Source organism: Bacillus thuringiensis, from assembly GCF_022095615.2.
GTDB classification, from domain to species: Bacteria; Bacillota; Bacilli; order Bacillales; family Bacillaceae_G; genus Bacillus_A; species Bacillus_A cereus_AG.
The window spans coordinates 3788119-3807179 of sequence record NZ_CP155559.1 but is presented as its reverse complement, the minus strand read 5'-3'; the positions used below and the strand labels follow the sequence as shown (position 1 = coordinate 3807179).

Here is a 19061-nt window from a genome sequence, read left to right as displayed (position 1 = left end):
CTTTAATATTGTTTATAAGAGTAGTATTCATTTCATATAAAGTCAATGTATAAAGAGTGTAGTAATAATATTTTTAAATTAATATTTGCAAAATGAATAAAAGAATGTATAATGATAGACAAATAGCGCAAACGTTTTCATAGATTGAGATATTGTTTGCGCTTCTATTAAACAATTCAATGCAAACGTTTTCAATTAGTAGGGTACATATACAATTTAGGGAGGTTTTTGGGATGAAGAAAGCATTATCATTATTAACGGTTTCAGCATTATCAATTGGTATGTTATCTGCATGTGGGCCGAAAGATTCAGGGAAGAAAGAAGAAAGTAAAGCAAAGAAAGATTACGATCTTCTTGTTTGGGAAGATGATAAAAAAGGTGTTGCTTTAGAACCAGCGGTGAAAAGCTTTGAGGAAAAATATAAAGTAAAAGTAAAAGTTGTTGAAATGCAAATGACAGACCAAGTGAAGAAGTTACGCCTTGATGGACCAGCGGGGACGGGACCAGATGTCGTAACATTGCCACATGATCAAATCGGAAACGCAGTAACAGAAGGTTTACTTTCTGAAGTGAAAGCTGATGATGCCGTAAAGAGTAAATTTACTGACTCATCAATACAAGCACAGACATATAACGGAAAATTATATGGTTTACCAAAAGCAATTGAGACACCAATCTTTATTTACAATAAAAAATTAATGCCAAAAGCACCAGAAACGATGGACGAGCTGTTTAACTTCTCAAAAGAATTTACGAAGGATGGCAAGTACGGATTTTTAACATTAGGAGATAACTTCTACTTTGCTAATGCATTCATGGCAGGTATGGGTGGTTATGTGTTTGGTGAAAAAGATGGAAAGCCAAATGCAAGTGATGTTGGATTAAATAATAGCGGAGCAGTACAAGGTGCTGAATACCTTCAAAAATGGTACAAAGAAAAGCTATTCCCAAAAGGTATTATCGGTGAATCTGGCGGACCTGCTGCTGATGGACTATTTAACGAAGGAAAAGCAGCATCTATCATGAACGGCCCATGGGCGTTCCAAGCGATGGAAAAGAACGGAATTGATTATGGTGTTGCTCCAATGCCGAAATTACCAAATGGTCAACCAATGAAAACATTTGTTGGGGTTAAAGGATGGCATGTAACAAGTTTCTCTAAACAAAATGATTTAGCTACAAAGTTCACTGAATGGGTAACGAATGAAGAAAATGCAAAAATTCGATTTGAGAAAACAAAAGAAATTCCTCCAGTAAAATCAGTAATGGAAGATCCAATTATTAAAGATAATGAAGCTGCAAAAGCAGTTGCGACGCAATCTGAAAATGGAATTCCAATGCCGAACATTCCAGAAATGCAAGAAGTATGGAAACCAGCTGGAGATGCACTTCAATTAGTTGTTACGGAGAAAGAGGCACCAAAAGCAGCACTTGATAATGCAGTGAAGCAAATTAAAGGTAATATTGAGGCAAATCATAGTAAGAAAAAATAAGGTGAAATTCGTGCCTCTAATATGAGGGGCACGAATTCTCTCCCAGAAAAAAGGGGGAAGGAACATGCAAACATCTATGGAACCAGCAAACGGCTTAAACGGTTCAAAACATAGGAAAATGGCAACCATGTTATCAATCATTCCAGGCATGGGCCAAATGTATAACAAACAATTTGTAAAAGGTCTTATTTTTCTAGTATTAACAGGTTCATTTATTGTAGCCTTTGCTGATTTATTAAATATGGGATTATGGGGAATTGTAACGCTTGGTACAGAAGTTCCACGCGACCATTCTGTCTTTCTATTAGTAGAAGGAATCTTGGCACTCATTGTCATCGTGTTTGGACTCGGAATATATGCATTTAATTTATATGATGCATACCAAAACGGGAAGAAACGTGATATAGGTACACCATTAAACTCTGTAAAAGAGCAATACCGTAATTTACTAGATCAAGGTTTTCCATATTTAATGGTTTCACCAGGTTTTCTATTACTTATCTTTGTAGTTGTATTTCCAATCATTTTCGTAATTTTAATTGGATTTACGAATTATGATTTATACCACTCGCCTCCAGCTAAATTAGTAGATTGGGTGGGCTTCAAAAACTTTATTGATATCTTTACATTACCGATGTGGAGAGAGACATTTTTAAGCGTATTTTCTTGGACTGTCATTTGGACATTCGTTGCAACGACATTACAAGTTGCGCTTGGTATTTTCTTAGCGATTATCGTAAATCAGCCTGGTATTAAAGGGAAGGCAATTATTCGGACAATCTTCATTTTACCGTGGGCGGTCCCAGCGTTCGTATCTATTCTTGTTTTCTCTGGTATGTTTAACGAAACATTTGGAGCAATTAACAATCAAGTATTAGCTTTATTTGGAATCGAAAAGATTGCTTGGATGACAGATCCATTTTGGGCAAAAATCGCTTTAATTATGATTCAAACGTGGCTTGGATTCCCGTTCGTCTTTGCAATGACAACAGGTATACTGCAATCGATTCCAGGAGAGTTATATGAAGCTGCTACAGTAGATGGAGCTACATCTTGGCAACAGTTTCGTAAAATTACATTGCCACTTGTCTTATATGCAACAGCACCAATATTAATTACGCAATATACGTTTAACTTTAATAACTTTAGTATCATCTATCTATTTAACGGCGGAGGTCCTGCTGTAGCTGGACAAGACGCGGGTGGAACGGATATTTTAATTTCATGGATTTATAAGTTAACGATGACTTCGGCGCAGTACGGGAAAGCAGCAGCTCTTACAATGATATTATCGTTAATCGTTATTACAGTTGCGTTATGGCAATTTAAGAGAACAAAATCATTCCAAGAAGAGGATATGATGTAAATGAATATTAAAAGACAAAAGATGTTACGTCTCTCATTAAGTTATTTCGTTATTTTCGTAATGTGTGCCATCATTTTCTATCCGTTATTATGGATTATTGGCTCATCATTTAATCCAGGTGATAGTTTATCTGGATCAAGTATTATTCCGCAAAATGCAACGTTAGATCATTATCGTAAGTTATTAGATTTAGAGAATAGTAATTATTTACTATGGTATAAAAACACATTAAAAGTAAGTGTTATAACGATGATTTTCTCAGTGTTAGCAATTAGTTTTACTGCTTATGCATTTTCAAGATACCGTTTTGTTGGAAGAAAAAATGGCTTATTAACGTTTTTAATTCTGCAAATGATTCCGAACTTTGCGGCGCTAATCGCTCTATATGTATTAGCACAGTTAACAGGGTTAATCGATACGCACCTTGCATTAATTTTAATTTATGTAGGCGGGGCAATTCCAATGAATACATGGCTTATGAAGGGATATTTTGATACGATTCCAAAAGAATTGGATGAGTCAGCTCGTATGGATGGGGCAGGACATTTCCGTATTTTTTGGCAAATCATTATGCCACTTGCAAAGCCAATCGTAGCGGTTGTGGCGTTATTCACTTTCATCGGTCCATTTACAGATTTCATTTTAGCGAGTGTTATTTTGCGCACACCAGAAAATTATACGTTAGCAGTTGGGTTATATGAAATGGTAGCGAAGAAATTTGGTAATGAATTTACAACGTTTGCAGCGGGTTCAGTATTGATTGCAATCCCAATTTCAATTTTATTCCTATCACTACAAAAATATTTTATTTCTGGTTTAACTGCTGGAGGTACGAAAGGATGAAAAATGGGACATTACGTCCCATTTTTCTTTTCATCTCCCTATAAAAAGCTTTATAGGGAGATGAAAAGAGATTTGACATCACATATGAAAAGAAGTGAAATAAATAGTATATTATAGTATAGGAAAAATGAGCTATATCCCTTACAATACATGGAGAGGGAGAATATGATAGGATTTACAAGATAGAATCAATGAAAGTTTATGATTTCTCCTATTACTTGCAACGGGTGCAAGATAAAAGTATATAAAAAATGGCAGAGAAGTGAGAGGAGGGGGATTTTTATGACAGTTACAATTAAAGATGTGGCGAAGAAGGCAAATGTAGCACCATCTACCGTTTCTCGTGTAATTGCTGATAACCCAAGTATAAGTGAAAAAACAAAGCGTCGTGTTCGGAAAGTAATGAGTGAACTGGGATATCATCCTAATTTAAACGCAAGAAATCTAGCTAACCAAACAACGAAAACACTTGGCCTTGTTATGCCAAGTTCTGCAAGTAAAGCTTTTCAAAATCCGTTTTTCCCAGAAGTTATAAGAGGGATTAGTTCATTTGCACATGTGGAAGGGTATGCGCTTTATATGTCGACAGGTGAAACGGAAGATGAAATTTATAATGGTGTTGTAAAGATGGTGCAGGGGCGCCAAATTGGTGGCATTATTCTTTTATATTCAAGAGAGAATGATCGGATTATTCAATATTTGCATAAACAAAATTTCCCGTTTGTTTTAATTGGGAAACCGTATGATCGAAAAGATGAAATTACATATGTAGATAATGATAATTATACAGCTGCAAGAGAAGTAGCAGAATATTTGATTTCATTAGGTCATAAACAAATCGCGTTCATCGGCGGTGGATCAGATTTACTTGTAACGAGAGATCGTTTGGCTGGTATGAGTGATGCTTTAAAATTAGCGGACATTGTATTACCAAAAGAGTATATTTTACATTTTGATTTTTCGAGGGAAAGTGGTCAACAAGCCGTTGAGGAGTTAATGGGACTACAGCAACCACCGACAGCAATTGTGGCAACGGATGATTTAATTGGACTTGGTGTGTTAAGTGCTCTTTCTAAAAAAGGATTCGTTGTACCAAAGGATGTTTCCATTATAAGCTTTAACAATGCTTTATTATCAGAAATTGCGAGTCCGCCACTTTCGACAGTTGATGTGAATATTTATCAACTAGGATATGAGGCAGCAAAAGCTTTAGTGGATAAAGTAGAGAATGCGGAGTCTACTGCAAAGTGTATTATTATTCCTCATAAATTACTAAAGCGCCAAACTTGCGATCATTATGCATAAAAAAAGCTAAGAGTTTAACTCTTAGCTTTTTGTTGTAGAAAGGCCTCTAATCGATCACAGCCTTCTTTTAAAGTTTCAATACTATACGCATAGGATAAGCGAAGATAACCTTCACCATATTCAGAAAATGCTGTTCCAGGAACGACAGCTAGTCCAGCTTCTTTGACAAGGTCAAGTGCAAAATCAAATGATGAAGATGTTAAATGACCAACATATGGGAATAAGTAAAATGCACCTGTTGGTTTTTCAACTGTTAAGCCCATTTGAATGAGTCTATTATACACGTAATCACGGCGTTTTTTGTATTGATGACGCATCATTTTTGGTGCATCTTTAGCAGCTGTTAATGCTTCAATTGCAGCATATTGAGCGATTGAAGTAGCACACGTTACGTTGTATTGATGAACTTTTAGTATATGTGCTGCTAAATAGCTTGGTGCGAATAATAGACCGATACGCCAGCCAGTCATAGAATGTGATTTAGATAAACCGTTAATGACAATCGCCTTTTCACGCATTTCTGGGAAATGAGCGATAGATGTGTGTTTTTCTTCGTATACAAGTTCGCTATAAATTTCATCAGAAAGAACGAAAATATTTTTATCTTTTAAGACAGTTACAATATCCTGTAATTCTTCTTTTGATAAAGTTACACCAGTCGGGTTAGAAGGATACGGTAGTACAACACATCTTGTTTTTTCTGTAATAGCATTTTCTAGCGCTTCGGCTGTTAAACGAAATCCAGTTTCACGAACATCGATAAAAATAGGTGTAGCACCGCATAATCGAATAATTGGCTCGTATCCTGGGTAAATAGGGGCAGGTAAAATAACTTCTGTTCCTGGCTCTAAAATCGTTCGGAATGCAATATCAATTGCTTCACTGGCACCGATTGTAACGATGGTTTCGTTTTCAGGTGAATACTGTAAATCGTAGTTATCTTTTACAAAGTTACAAGCTGCCTTGCGTAATTCTAGTAAACCGGCGTTATGTGTATAGCTTGTATAATTTTCTGTAATAGCCCGTTTTGCCGCTTCTTTTACGAGAGAAGGCGTAGGGAAATCGGGTTGTCCAATTGTTAAAGAGATAAGATTATCATAGTTTTGAATCATGTTAGAGAATTGACGGATTCCAGAAATTTGGATGTCTTTTACTCTAGGATTAATGAATTGTTCCATTGTATCTCCCTTTCTTCCGTTTGAAAATTAAGTTCATTTTAACATATTTTCTATGGTTTCGCTTGCGTATATGTTATGTAGAAAGAGTAAGGAAATAGAAAAAAAGCCGCTGTAAGCGACTTTTTAATATCCGTACTCCCAATCTATTTCATCTTCATTCCAAAGTACAGAGGATACTTTGCCAAGGTGAACAACTGATTCATTCACAGCACATGTGCAATTTTCTTCTCCGGTTTTATGCTGTAACTCTTCATATACTGATTTTTCAACATTTTCTAGAACGACCAAATTTTCTTCTTTTAAAACAAGCGTAGTACCCGCCATATTTATCTTCCTCCTACTAAAATAATGATCACTTATTTGTAAACATAGATAGTATGGATTATATGCTGTATTTTGCTATAGTTGTCCGTCTCATGAAGTATTTTTTATTTTCTTTGTAATCCGTATTCATTGTATACTGTCCGACGGAAATTTGGTACAGGGTTTACATTCATTTCGAAAATCTGTAACAATTATTATGTGCTGTTAACAAAGAATTAACAAATATGTTAAGAAAAATCAAAATTTTGAAACAAATAAACCCGTAAAATGATATAATCATATCAAAATACATATAGGGGATGAGAGGTTATGGAGCTGATCCGTGATTTAATGATCCAAATTGCCATCATTATTTTGCCACTATTTTTATATGAAGCGATTCGTTTAAATCGTTATCAAGAAATGCCTCCGAAGCCGAACCGCTACTTTATTATGTTTTTATCCAGCATTACACTCGTTCTCTCTATGACATACTCTATTTGTTTTGGTGACATTTGTGGGTATAATTTTCACCCAATCCCGATTGTTAGTGGTTTTTTATATGGTGGGATTGTTGGTTTAATCCCGGCCGTTATTTTTGTTGCATATGAATGGGCGCTAAAGGGAATGAGCCTTCTTCCAGTCATAGAAGTAATATTTCTATTGATAGTGCCATTATTTTTATCAAAGAAATGGTCTCTATTTTCAAGAGATAAGAAGCTAATTTTAGCATTTATGATTTCATCATTATACGTACTTGTCTATTTAGTGATTGGAATGATTAACGTTCTGTTAGAAACGGGGTTTACACCACATATCTCACACTTATATAGCGGATATATATTTGCTTCGCTTATTATGGTTATGACTATGGTATTTCAAGTGTACTTAACAGAATATTTAAATGAAAATGCAATATTACGTACAGAGATGCAAAAGTCAGAAAAGCTTAATATTGTAAGTGAGTTGGCAGCAAGTGTTGCACATGAGGTTCGAAATCCGCTCACTGTTGTTCGTGGTTTTATTCAATTGTTACAAAGTACGGAAGATGTGAAAAATAAGGATTATATGCGTCTCGTATTAGCCGAATTGGATCGGGCAGAACAAATTATTTCAGATTATTTGAATTTAGCAAGGCCACAAATTGAGAAAAAAGAACACATTTGCTTATCCGCTCAATTAATAGAAATGACAACTCTTATGTCATCATTTGCAGCGATGCAAGGTGTATATTTGCAAGTTGAGATTTCTGAAAGTCTTTATACGATCGGAGATAAGACGAAATTGAAGCAAGCTATTATGAATGTTGTTAAAAATGGTATTGAAGCAATTCAAGGAAATAAAGGATATTTAAAAGTAACGGCTATGCAAAAAGATGAAACGATTGTAATAAGAGTTAAAGATAGTGGTGTTGGAATGACGACAGAACAGTTAGCAAGGCTGGGACAACCATATTATTCTTTAAAAGAAAAAGGGACAGGATTAGGGCTTATGGTAACATTTAGTATTTTACAAGCGCATAATGGTACACTGGAATATAAAAGCGAAAGTGGGAAAGGAACTGAAGCGATTATTATATTGCCAGCTGTAAGAAATAAGGAATAAAAGTTACCGATGGAAGGTAACTTTTTATTTTATATAGGAAAAAATATAGTATTTTATTCAGATGTTTTTTCTTGTTTTGTTCGGCTAAATAAACTTCTAAATGATTGAAAAAAGCTTTGTTCTTTCGAAGCTGCGACTAATCTTTTTGTTTCTTGAATTTCGCGAATTACTTGCATAAGTTGTGCATCACGGTTGCTGTCTTTATTATAAATTTGATTTACGAGTTTATTCATTTTTTCTTCTTGCTTAGATTCTCGTTTATACATATGATTCATTAATAAGTCCATCTTTTCTTTTTGCAGGGCATCTGTTTGAGCCGCATGATCCACTAACTCTTGTAGCATTTTTTCTTGAGAGCCTTCTTTTACATAAACTTGTTGCATCAATTCATCTAGCTTTTCATCTTTTAAACGATTTTGGGTAATAAGGGTAGAATTTTGATGAATAATTGCTTCATTTAATTGAGCGAGCATTTCAAGTTTTAACATGAACTCCTCAAAGTTACGCCCATCTTCTTTTTCTTTCGGCTGTATTTCTTGCTTATCTTGTATAACGGGTACAGGTGGGGCCTCTTTTTCTTTTAAAATAATAGGTATCGTTTCTGAAATGTCTTCTTGCAATGTAGCAGCTCTTTCATGTATAGATTTCAATAGTTTTAAATCATCCAGTTTATAAATGCGAGCATCAGCTGTTTTGGAAATGATATAACCATGATCCTCTAACAGTTGACTATATTTGCGAACTATATGTTTTGGGATGCCTGTTTTATTCGTGACATCTTTCGTTTTATAGGTAGCTTCCATAATATTTCCTCCCCAAAAAGTATCGTATATATCATTTCAATCTTTTATGAGGACTTCCTTTGAAAAAGAATGTCGGAAGGTTATTAGTTTTCTACAGCATTAGTGAAAAGATGAAGGAAAATGAGAGTTTTTTGGCGGAATGGCGAAGAAGAGCTAAAATAATGTCTGAAAACATATACAGGAGAAGTTTGTTATAATAACTGAGGAAAAGAAACTGGTAGAATCATGGAGGTATACATGAAGCAATTAAAAGGTATTATCATTTCAATTATTGCAATTCTTTCTATTGTAGTAGCGGTGTATGAAGTACTTGTTCCAGAGGAAACAAGTATCAAAAAAACGAATGCGTATGATCAAGTTCTAGAATTTCCGAAAGAGCGATATCCAGAGACAGGGAAACATATTACGGATGCTATAAAAGAAGGACATTCAGAAGTTTGTACAATCGATCGTGGTGGCGCTGCGGATAGAAGGAAATTATCGTTAGCTCCATATCCATCAAAAAAAGGGTATGATCGTGATGAATGGCCAATGGCGATGTGTAAAGAAGGCGGAAAAGGAGCACATATTGAATATATAAGTCCAGCAGATAACCGCGGAGCAGGGTCTTGGGTAGGAAATAAGTTAGATAAATACCCAGATGGTACGCGTGTGAAATTTGACGTAAAGTAGTAGTTGCATATTTCATAATGAAGGAGAATGGGAACGATGGAGTTAACAATTTCTTATTCGCAATTAATGTTGATGAACTATGACGGTGATCAGCCTTACGTGGACTGGACGGATGAAGATTTTGAAAGAGGTTATGCGAAGGCGGATGGAACTGTTATTTTTGAAGCACTTTCTGATTATACTTGTGAAGTAAAAGTGACTTGCGGAAAGCATATTGAGAAAGAAGAAGCGATTAGAACGGTTACAGTTCCTTTTACAGTTGAAAATGGGTGTATCGTTGTAACAAGTATTCTTTCAAATAAATTTCAAATCCCTATTCCAAATGGTGAGTATACAGTTGTATTACAGGCAATTCCTCTTGAAGAACCAACGGATGATGAATTATATAAAATACAATACGAATTCTTTTTTGAAAGTAAAGAATAAAAAATGGGTTATCCTCAAAAAGGATAACCCATTTTTGTTATGCGTTTGTTTTTAGCAGGGAACGAGCATCTTTTGCTGCTTGCACCATGTGTTCTAAAGCTGGGATAACTTCTTCCGTTCTTCTCGTTTTTAAACCACAATCAGGATTAATCCAGAAATATTTAGGGTCGCATACTTCTAAAGATTGTTCTACGATTTTATACATTTCATCTTTACTCGGTACACGTGGACTATGAATATCATATACCCCTAGACCGATGCCTTTTTCATATGTTGTATGTTTTAATGTATCAATAAATTCTCCGTGACTTCTTGATGTTTCGATAGAAATCACATCTGCATCTAATGCGCGAATCGCGTCAACAATATCTTCGAAATTACTGTAACACATATGCGTATGAATTTGTGTTTCATTTGCTACAGAAGAAGTTGCTAAAAGGAAGGATTGTACTGCCCATGTAATATAAGCGTCCCAATCTTTTTCTTTTAGTGGCATTCCTTCACGAAGTGCTGGCTCATCGACTTGGATTACTCGAATTCCGGAAGATTCAAGTAGTTCAATTTCGTGACGAAGAGCTAATGCAATTTGATACGAAACTTCTTTTCTTGGAATGTCATTTCGAACGAAGGACCAATTTAAAATCGTAACAGGTCCAGTTAACATTCCTTTTACAACTTTCTCTGTTAAGCTTTGTGCATAAACCGTTTCCTTAATAGTCATTCCGTTAATAAAGGCTACATCACCATAAATAACAGGTGGTTTTACGCAGCGGGAACCGTATGATTGTACCCAACCGTTTTTAGTGAATGAGAAACCAGCAAGGCGCTCACCAAAATATTCGACCATGTCAGTTCTTTCAAACTCGCCATGAACAAGAACATCAAGACCAATTTCTTCTTGGTAACGAATCCATTTTTCTGTCTCTTTTTCAATAAATTGTTCATATTGTTCATTTGAAATAACACCATTACGCCATTCTTTTCGCGTTTGACGAACTTCAGTTGTTTGCGGGAAGCTACCGATAGTTGTTGTTGGTAACAATGGTAACTCCAGAGCAACTTGTTGTAATTCGTATCGTTTTTCAAATGGAAGAGGACGTGAAAAATCTTCTTCTTTTAGTGCTGTTCGTGCTGCTTTGACATCTTCACGGTTACGTGCAGCAGATGAGCGAATTGTCTGATGTACATTTCGATATGTTTCTAGCTCATTACTAATGCTTTCTGTACCTTGAGTCAGAGCAGAATGAATAAGAACTAACTCTTCTAATTTTTGATTTGCAAATGCTAGCGCATCAAATAGCTCAGTCGATAAGTGGGTTTCTTCTGTTTTATCGATTGGTGTATGCAATAAGCTACAAGAAGGCTGAACGATGAAATCTTTCGTTTGGACTTGTTTTTGTAACGTTGTAAATAACGTAAGAACTTCATCAAGGTCAGCTCTCCAAATGTTACGGCCATCTATACAACCGACAGCTAAAGTTTTATCAGCTGGGAATCCATATTTTGAAATAGCATTTAGATTTCCTTCTTTACCATGAACGAAATCTAATCCAATACTAGATACAGGGAATGTAATGATTTCTTCATAGTTTTCTTCTACACTATCAAAATATGTTTGTAAAAGAAGAGTCGCATTTGGAACTTCTTTACGAATAGCTTCGTAAATTTCTTTTGCATGTTGAATTTCTTCTTTCTTTAAAGAAGCGAAAATCGGTTCATCAACTTGAATGATTTGTGCACCAGCTGCATGTAGTTCTGAAATTAGTTGTACGTAAGGTGCAACTAATTGGTTTAAAATCGTAGCAAATTGCTCTTGTGTATAGCCTTTCGCTAATTTTAAGAAAGTATATGGTCCTAAAATAACAGGCTTTCCATCTACTCCTAATTCTTGTTTTGCCTCTTCATATAAGCGAAGTGGACGATTATCTTTTAAAGAGATTTGTAATCCCTCTTCATATTCAGGAACGATATAATGATAGTTTGTATTAAACCATTTTGTCATTTCGGAAGCTACGTGATCTTTAGAGCCGCGCGCCATTGCGAAATATACATCAAGGTAAGATGTAAACTCAGAAAAACGTGATGGAATAAATCCTAGCATATAAGCAGTATCCAAAACGTGATCATAATATGTAAAATCGCCAACTGGAATAAGTTCAATCCCTTTTTCTTGCTGTGCTTTAACGTGTTGTAGGCGAATTTCTTTCATTGTTGTTAAAAATTGTTCTTCATCGATTTTATTGGACCAAAAAGCTTCCAATGTTTTTTTCCACTCTCGTTGTAGTCCGATACGTGGATAACCTAAATTACTTGTTTGAATTGCCATTTCAAATTCCTCCCTAATTGAAAGTAAGCATTTCCGTTTACTAGGAAATACCTATAACAAAAAGTACAAAGGCATAGAAAATAAGCCTTCCTTTTTGTTTTAACACCTCATCATCATCCGTGAATCTATCAGTGTTGTTAAAACAGGCAGGTCTCCTGACTTATGCTTCATATAATTACTTTCACCTTCCCGTTTTCACAGTGGCACTAAAAAGAAATCTCAGCATTTACAGTGGCGGGACCGTGTTGGAGTTTCACCAATCTTCCCTTTTAAACACGAAACAAAATGTTCGTGTACCCATTTTCCCTTTGAAAGGAATTTAACAAGCGATATGATATTGAAACAAATTCTAACACAATTTTTGGAATTTTGTCTACTGTTTTAAAATAAGAAAATTCTAAAGTTTTTTATTTTTATTATTCGGATTCTTCTGATTCTTATAGAGTTGGAGAGAGGTAGCGGTAATTGAAATAAAGTGCGATTAAACTTATAAAGAAGTGTGTACCTGTACAGAGATAAGATGCCAGTTATAGTATTTAACAATCGGTCCATCTTATATCGAAAATAAAACAAGCATAACCTCGACCTAAAGTAGAACGGGGATATGCTTGTTTTAGGTTTTAAAATGAAATAACTTTATTGTCTTTTTACAGTTTCTTCTTTATAAGTTTAACCTTCATCTATATCAATTTCTGAAAGTCGTCCTGCAACTGCATCTGTAAGGAGGGTGTTTAGCCATTGCAATTCAACTGTAATATGTTCAATAACGCTTTGTAAAATATATAGTTGTGCACGTGGAATTTGTCCTTTGCTACAATCATAAATAGTTTGCATTTTATGTAAATATTGAACGGTATCATTTTTCTTTTTTTCTAAAATAGGAATTAACTCTTGATCATCACCAAAATGAGCGAAAGAGAGTGCCGAATAAATTGGTTTATATATTTGATTTTTTGCCTCGAATTGTTTTAATAGTAACGTGTGAAATAACCGTTTACCTTCTTCTGTTATATGAAAGATTGTTTTATCGGGTCTATTCGTATCTCGAACAATCGTGGTAATACTAATTGCACCCTGCTTTTCTAATTGCTCGAAGGCGTAGTAAAGTGATCCTTTTGCATATTTAATATAACAATCCATTTGTCGTTCTTTCATGATGTGCTGCACTTCATATGGATGTTTATCTCCTTCGAGTAGCAAGCCGAGAATGACTAATTTCATGCTCATGCTGTCTCAACTCCTATAAATAAAAACTTTATACATATTATAAACGGCATATCCGTTTTCATAAAGGGATATGCCGTTTCTTTTCTCTATATTAACTTACTTGCTTTTGTTTTTGTTTCGTTTTTGGACCTGTAAAGAGGCGTTCATTTCCCATAAGTAAAATACAAATAATACTTAGTACAGCCGGGATAAGTGCCCAGAAGAATGTACTGGCAATAGAGGTAGCGAGAGCATCTTTAATACCAATTAATATTTCAGCTGGAATCTTCTCGGTAGCACCTTGTGATAATAAGAAACTTGTGTCTCCGCCTTTTGGAGCTAATTTAGCTAGTTCAGGAGGGAACACAGTGTTTAATTTAGTAGTAAAAATATGGTTTTGAATGGTACCGAAAATCGTTACACCAAGAGTCATACCGAGTGAACGGAAGAATGAGTTTGTTGATGTAGCAGAACCACGGTCTCGCATTTCTAACTTGTGGATAGAAGACATACTTAAAACTGAGAACGAGAAACCAACTCCAAGTCCAGTGAGAACCATAAATAGCGTTACAAGTAGACGAGGTGTATCCATTGTTAAAGTGCTTAGTAAATAAATACCAATTACGAAGAAAACACCAGACACCATCATGATGTTACGATAACTTGTTCGAGAAGCTAACTGTCCACCTGTTTGACTTCCAATTACAGAGCCAACCATCATAGGTGTTAAAATTAATCCAGCATTGGAGGCTGAACCACCGAGAACACCTTGAACGAAGATTGGGATATAAACTGTACAGATAATAAAAGCGGCACCATAGAAAAAGGCAACTCCTTGGCTAGCTGCGAATAAAGGTTTTTTAAATAGATGGAAAGAAATGATAGGTTCAGTTGCTTTTCGTTCTACGAAGAAGAAAATAATAAGCATAATCACAACTGTTGTAAATAAACCGATAATTACAGTAGAATTCCATGCATATTCTTTACCACCAAGCTCTAAGGCGAACATTAAGCAAACGATACTAATAACAAGTGTAATAGCGCCAGCCCAATCAATTTTTTGTTTTCTAAATTCTAGAGATTCACTGTAGTATTTCGTAATGAAGAAGAAGGAAATAAGTCCTAATGGAATATTAATATAGAAGACCCAATGCCAACTTATATAGTCTGTAATATAAGCACCTAATAAAGGGCCGAATACACTAGATGTCCCGAAAACCGCACCGAATAGCCCTGTCATTTTTCCGCGCTTTTCTGGCGGGAATATGTCGTACATAATTGTGAAGGCGATAGGCATAAGAGCGCCGCCACCGATCCCTTGAATTGCTCTATAAATACTTAGCTGTTCAATACTAGATGCTGTTCCACAAAGTGCAGAACCGAATAAGAAAAGAATGAGGCCACCAATATAAAAGCGTTTCCGTCCGTACATATCAGAAAGTTTTCCGAAGATAGGCATCCCTGCCATTGTTGCTACCATATATGCAGATGTGACCCAAACGAACTTGTCAAATCCTCCTAGGTCTCCAACAATCGTTGCCATTGCTGTTGCAACGATTGTATTATCCATTGCCGCCATTAAAATACCAAGTAATAAACCTGCAACAACAAATTTTGTATTGTTGGAGTCTTTTTTTGATAATTGAGATTCCAAATATAACCCTCCTTTAATAATAAGTAAACTATATGAAGTTTTGAGTGCAGCACATAAAAATTTGAAATATAGTTTTTAAATCAATACAAGTGCACTGACAAAGCCATAAAGAATATTATAGTCAAATTTGACTAAAAGGCAAACTTTTTCTTCCGCCAAAATATTCTGTTGTATGGACAGAGAAAGAGTGAACAATACTTAGTATTGGTGTAAAGTCAATGAAGGAAATTGTAAAAAAATATTTCAGTAAGAATACCTTCTGTTAACAGAGGAAAAATGGTTTTTTCTTTATATTGTCGAATAGGATAAAAGGAAGAGTAATAACTATATATCGTTTGTAACAAGCTTTATTAATATTGTGTAGAGAGGCAGAATAAGGTCGTATGGATATGATGCATCTGAAATGGGGTGAATATTATTATGAAAATATGGAAACGAATTTCGGATCAAGGAAGGCGTTCAATACCGCTACAACCGGTGTTATGGATTGATGGCTCAAAAAAGGAAAACGAATGTCCTAATGTAGCAGTTACATTGCAAATCCGTAGTATGTATAAAGAAAAATTTTCATATGAACTGACCTATGATGTAAATGACATACTTATTATTCGAATTGAAGTTGAAAATAAAGGAATGGAAATGATTTCACGAGTTGTAGTAAGTCATATGATTCGAGATTATTTTGCCTATATTCCAAACTCATTAAAGGCCGATAAGGGGATGAGTGAGTTCCTGTTCCAGCTTGTAAGGTGGCGAATTGATAATTTATTACCGAATGAGAAGGTAGAGCTAATTTGTAAAATAAAAGCAAATAAAGATAAAGCACTTAAAAACGCATTATTTCAGGCTACATATACATTTCAATATAAAGGAGTATCATATGGTCCACTGCAAACAAATGAAGTTGTAGTGCGGCAATGATAAAAAGGAACCTGTACGAAAGGTTCCTTTTTTTAATGAAGGTTGTGTTTTTTGAGTACTTTTTTTTGCGCGATTCCTTTTTTTCCTACATAATTATTTTTATAACCAAAATATAAAATGAAAAGAAAGGAAGCAACATTTACAATAGCATCAATTTGATCGTTTGTAATAAAGTTCACTCCGAAAGAATTAAACAGTAATTTTAATGATAATAGAAAACCTGCTAGTAAACGTATAATATCTGATAGATTCTCTTTTTGTAGCATATAAGTCACCTCTTTCTAAAACGATATATAGTATATATATGAAATAGAATAGAAATGGTAGACAAGCTTAAGCGGAAATGTACACTCAATATGTACATTTTTTATTTTGTAGAAAAACATAATTGTTATAGAAACATATATTGGTATAGAAGGGAGGAGAAGTATGAAACATAAAGGGAAAATTAGTGGATTATTACTTGGGAATACAGTGGCAGTTACAGAATGGATTGCGCTTCAGGATGTAATTACAAAACTGGATTCGCGATCATTTTATACTGTCTTTATTATTTATATATTGCAAATGATACTCAGCTATTATTTTGGACATTGGTATGATAAAAGGGCGAGCAGGAGTATGGATACGGAAGTAGGAGGAATGGCAAGTAATAATTTTGTAGTTGATTTCTTTGAGAAAGTAGCTGCTTTATCAGAACGGGATTCTCATAATATTACAGTGTACATTCTTTCTATGAAAGAATGGAAAGAACTAAAAGAAACAGTGCAAGAAAAAAAATTGGAGGTGCTAGTACAAAAATTGGAGAGTACGATTGTACAGACAATTCGTAAAGGAGACGTCGTTACTAGGTGGGATGAAAATAAGTATGTGATTGTGGCGATTGATAACGGACATGAAAAGTCGACAATAACAAACCGATTAATGAAAAGTATTGAAAGCGAAATAGAAAATGGCTTGTTAAGTATAACTCTATTATTTGGAGCTGCTAGTTATCCAATAGAAGGAAAAACTTTTGAAGAATTGTTAAGAAAGGCACAAAATCAATTGTACCAGCATAGGGATTTGTAAGAAAATGAGTGAAACTTCGATTTAAAGAAATATGATATGAAGAAGTTTTTAATGTAACATTTTTTTGACTTTTATTACAAAAAGAACTTTTATTGTAATAAAAGTCTTTAAAAATATATGGAATAAGCATATAATTATGATGGATGTGTCAATGCATTTTGCACAATGTGTTTCATTTTAAAAGTGTAGAGGAAAGCATGCTCTACACTTTTCCTTTTTAGAGAATGGCAAGAATAATTGTAAGTTGTTACAAGTTAGTATTTAAACTGTGTAAAATGAACAAAGAAATTATTTGATAGAAAGCGGAAAGGGAATGATAGAATGATAGACGTGAGAGAACAACGAACATCTTTTACTAGGTGAATGATTACTGTTGTTCTTCAAATTATTATGGCTGTGATGAATTCCGTTGTACTTTTATGTAATACATAGTATGAACAGGTTTTAAAAAGTGCCAAGTAAAAGATGGATATGAAACTGCTATTTAGTTCAAAAACGTAAAATGCAATTTCAAGTAATACAATTTGTACAAGCATTATAAACAATAATAATGATTTTCGTAAAAAAGGTGCGAGTGTGGAGTTTATAGAAGGGTATATAACTGTCATAGCTTTTTACACGATGATCGTATATAAGTAGGAGGAAAAAGATGTTGAAGTATAGTAAATTAGCAATTGTAACTGCATTATCAATGACTTTACTAGCGGGTTGTTTCGGGCCGAAACCAGAAGAGGAATTATATGTTGCGTTTGAAAATGCTGCAAAGCAAGAGAAAACAATGTTTGAAGATGCAAAGAAACTTGAAACTTTAGAGAAAGAGGGACAAGAATTATATAACCAGATTGTTCAAGAAGGAAAAGATAATAATCAAACTGTTAAGGAAAAACTGAACCAAGCAGTGAAAAATACAGATGAACGAGAAAAAGTGCTTACAAAAGAAAAAGAATCTTTAAATAAAGCACAAGAAGAAGTAAAATCAGCAGATAAATATGTGAAGAAAATTGAAGATAAGAAATTGAAAGATCAAGCGGATAAAGTGAAAAGCACATATGAGAAACGACAAGATTCATTTAACAAAATGTATGATAGCTATAATAAATCGTTAAAACAAGAAAAAGAATTATATACAATGTTACAAGATAAAGGTACAAAATTAAAAGATATTAGTGAAAAGGTAAAGGTAGTAAATCAATCGTATAAGGATATTGAATCCGAAAAAGACAAGTTTAATGAATTTACGAAATCTTATAATACAGAAAAAATAGCTTTTTATAAACAAGCAAATATTAAAATTAAAGAAGAGAAAAAATAAAACAGTTTGGCCTATCAATTGGCCAAACTGTTTTATTTTTTTGTATAAGTACGACTATACCATGGGACAGGTTCACTTAATTTTTTTTCTTGTTTCAGTGCTTCAGGACCAATATAATCTTGAAGTGTTTTTTTTGCTACTGTTAAAGATAAGGTTGTTTTCGGATTTCGATAGGAGGATTCAAGATGACCAAGATGTGGTAGGATTCGAAAATCTTCTTTGGTAGGAGGAATATGGAAAAAATAATCACCTAAACGTATAAGAACATCAGATTGTTGTTGGCTAAAACGTGGATTTCTAGAAAAATGTAATCCTTCTTTAATAGCTTTTTTTTCAGCAATTAAGCGTTCTAAAGCCGTCTTTTTTAACCAGTATAAATACTTCGGATTAGTTGCAGCTTTAGCATGACGATTCACAACGAAAATAGATTGAGCTAGTCGATTAATAGAATGTTGGTTTTGTAATTGAGATTGTGGTTGTGAAGGTTTCATATGGAATCTCCTTTCAATTTTTTATTATTATAACATAAATAAAAGAGGTTTTTATTATATGCAAAAAGTGATTGTATATATTTTCA

The 19061-nt window shown here is 34.3% G+C and carries 18 protein-coding genes and 1 riboswitch; of the genes, 10 read left to right on the top strand and 8 right to left on the bottom strand.

The window, feature by feature from the left end; all coding sequences use genetic code 11:
• Positions 1-233: 233 nt before the first annotated feature.
• The 4 genes from KZZ19_RS19560 (at position 234) to malR (ending at position 5007) form a co-directional block, all read left to right on the top strand.
• A complete protein-coding gene (locus KZZ19_RS19560; protein ID WP_088097590.1) occupies positions 234-1493 on the top strand; it encodes an extracellular solute-binding protein in 1260 nt (419 codons plus the stop codon).
• 64 nt (positions 1494-1557) lie between these two features.
• Positions 1558-2859, top strand: coding sequence for a maltosaccharide ABC transporter permease MalC (malC, locus tag KZZ19_RS19555; protein WP_088097589.1), 1302 nt, complete (start codon positions 1558-1560; stop codon positions 2857-2859).
• Entirely contained in the window at positions 2860-3702 is an 843-nt protein-coding gene (gene malD / locus KZZ19_RS19550; RefSeq protein WP_001022594.1) for a maltosaccharide ABC transporter permease MalD, read from the top strand.
• Positions 3703-3984: 282 nt separating this feature from the next.
• A complete protein-coding gene (gene malR, locus KZZ19_RS19545; RefSeq protein WP_088097588.1) occupies positions 3985-5007 on the top strand; it encodes a maltose operon transcriptional repressor MalR in 1023 nt (340 codons plus the stop codon).
• Positions 5008-5021: 14 nt separating this feature from the next.
• On the opposite strand, the gene KZZ19_RS19540 is transcribed toward malR, so the two are convergent.
• On the bottom strand, positions 5022-6185 hold the full coding sequence (locus KZZ19_RS19540; RefSeq protein ID WP_088097587.1) for an aminotransferase A: 1164 nt from the start codon (positions 6183-6185) through the stop codon (positions 5022-5024).
• Between the two features lie 123 nt (positions 6186-6308).
• A complete protein-coding gene (locus tag KZZ19_RS19535; RefSeq protein WP_000929285.1) occupies positions 6309-6509 on the bottom strand; it encodes a hypothetical protein in 201 nt (66 codons plus the stop codon).
• A 309-nt stretch (positions 6510-6818) separates the two neighbouring features.
• On the opposite strand from KZZ19_RS19535, the gene kinB reads away from it, so the two are divergent.
• The gene (gene kinB, locus KZZ19_RS19530; RefSeq protein WP_088097586.1) at positions 6819-8093 is read left to right on the top strand and encodes a sporulation sensor histidine kinase KinB; all 1275 of its coding nucleotides are present in this window, start codon (positions 6819-6821) and stop codon (positions 8091-8093) included.
• 53 nt (positions 8094-8146) lie between these two features.
• Here kinB and KZZ19_RS19525 read toward each other — a convergent pair whose 3' ends face one another.
• Positions 8147-8896, bottom strand: a complete 750-nt coding sequence (locus KZZ19_RS19525) for a DUF3967 domain-containing protein (RefSeq protein ID WP_088097585.1) — start codon at positions 8894-8896, stop codon at positions 8147-8149.
• 237 nt (positions 8897-9133) lie between these two features.
• On the opposite strand from KZZ19_RS19525, the gene nucA reads away from it, so the two are divergent.
• Together nucA and comJ are read left to right on the top strand one after the other, a co-directional pair.
• Positions 9134-9568 carry a DNA-entry nuclease gene (gene nucA, locus KZZ19_RS19520; protein WP_000811502.1) on the top strand — a complete coding sequence of 145 codons (435 nt, stop codon included), beginning with the start codon at positions 9134-9136 and terminating at the stop codon, positions 9566-9568.
• Positions 9569-9604: 36 nt separating this feature from the next.
• Complete coding sequence (gene comJ, locus KZZ19_RS19515; protein WP_088097584.1) at positions 9605-9994, top strand: competence protein ComJ; 390 nt, start codon at positions 9605-9607, stop codon at positions 9992-9994.
• Positions 9995-10031: 37 nt separating this feature from the next.
• On the opposite strand, the gene metE is transcribed toward comJ, so the two are convergent.
• From metE to KZZ19_RS19500, 3 genes are all read right to left on the bottom strand, one after another.
• Positions 10032-12320, bottom strand: a complete 2289-nt coding sequence (gene metE, locus KZZ19_RS19510) for a 5-methyltetrahydropteroyltriglutamate--homocysteine S-methyltransferase (protein WP_237979403.1) — start codon at positions 12318-12320, stop codon at positions 10032-10034.
• Between the two features lie 128 nt (positions 12321-12448).
• Positions 12449-12636: riboswitch (cobalamin riboswitch) on the bottom strand.
• Between the two features lie 353 nt (positions 12637-12989).
• Complete coding sequence (locus KZZ19_RS19505; protein ID WP_237979402.1) at positions 12990-13547, bottom strand: PadR family transcriptional regulator; 558 nt, start codon at positions 13545-13547, stop codon at positions 12990-12992.
• A gap of 91 nt (positions 13548-13638) precedes the next feature.
• Entirely contained in the window at positions 13639-15180 is a 1542-nt protein-coding gene (locus KZZ19_RS19500; protein ID WP_237979401.1) for an MDR family MFS transporter, read from the bottom strand.
• 420 nt (positions 15181-15600) lie between these two features.
• Here KZZ19_RS19500 and KZZ19_RS19495 point away from each other — a divergent pair, with 420 nt between their 5' ends.
• Positions 15601-16101, top strand: a complete 501-nt coding sequence (locus KZZ19_RS19495; protein WP_048546157.1) for a hypothetical protein — start codon at positions 15601-15603, stop codon at positions 16099-16101.
• A 32-nt stretch (positions 16102-16133) separates the two neighbouring features.
• Here KZZ19_RS19495 and KZZ19_RS19490 read toward each other — a convergent pair whose 3' ends face one another.
• Positions 16134-16367, bottom strand: a complete 234-nt coding sequence (locus KZZ19_RS19490) for an SPP1 phage holin family protein (protein ID WP_237979400.1) — start codon at positions 16365-16367, stop codon at positions 16134-16136.
• A gap of 163 nt (positions 16368-16530) precedes the next feature.
• Here KZZ19_RS19490 and KZZ19_RS19485 point away from each other — a divergent pair, with 163 nt between their 5' ends.
• The gene (locus tag KZZ19_RS19485; RefSeq protein ID WP_088097580.1) at positions 16531-17172 is read left to right on the top strand and encodes a diguanylate cyclase domain-containing protein; all 642 of its coding nucleotides are present in this window, start codon (positions 16531-16533) and stop codon (positions 17170-17172) included.
• Positions 17173-17821: 649 nt separating this feature from the next.
• The gene (locus KZZ19_RS19480; RefSeq protein ID WP_088097579.1) at positions 17822-18484 is read left to right on the top strand and encodes a YkyA family protein; all 663 of its coding nucleotides are present in this window, start codon (positions 17822-17824) and stop codon (positions 18482-18484) included.
• A 32-nt stretch (positions 18485-18516) separates the two neighbouring features.
• Here the strand turns inward: KZZ19_RS19480 and KZZ19_RS19475 are convergent, their stop codons facing one another.
• Positions 18517-18975 (bottom strand): YkyB family protein, encoded by a 459-nt coding sequence (locus tag KZZ19_RS19475; RefSeq protein ID WP_000804864.1) that lies wholly within the window; start codon positions 18973-18975, stop codon positions 18517-18519.
• Between the last annotated feature and the right edge of the window lie 86 nt (positions 18976-19061).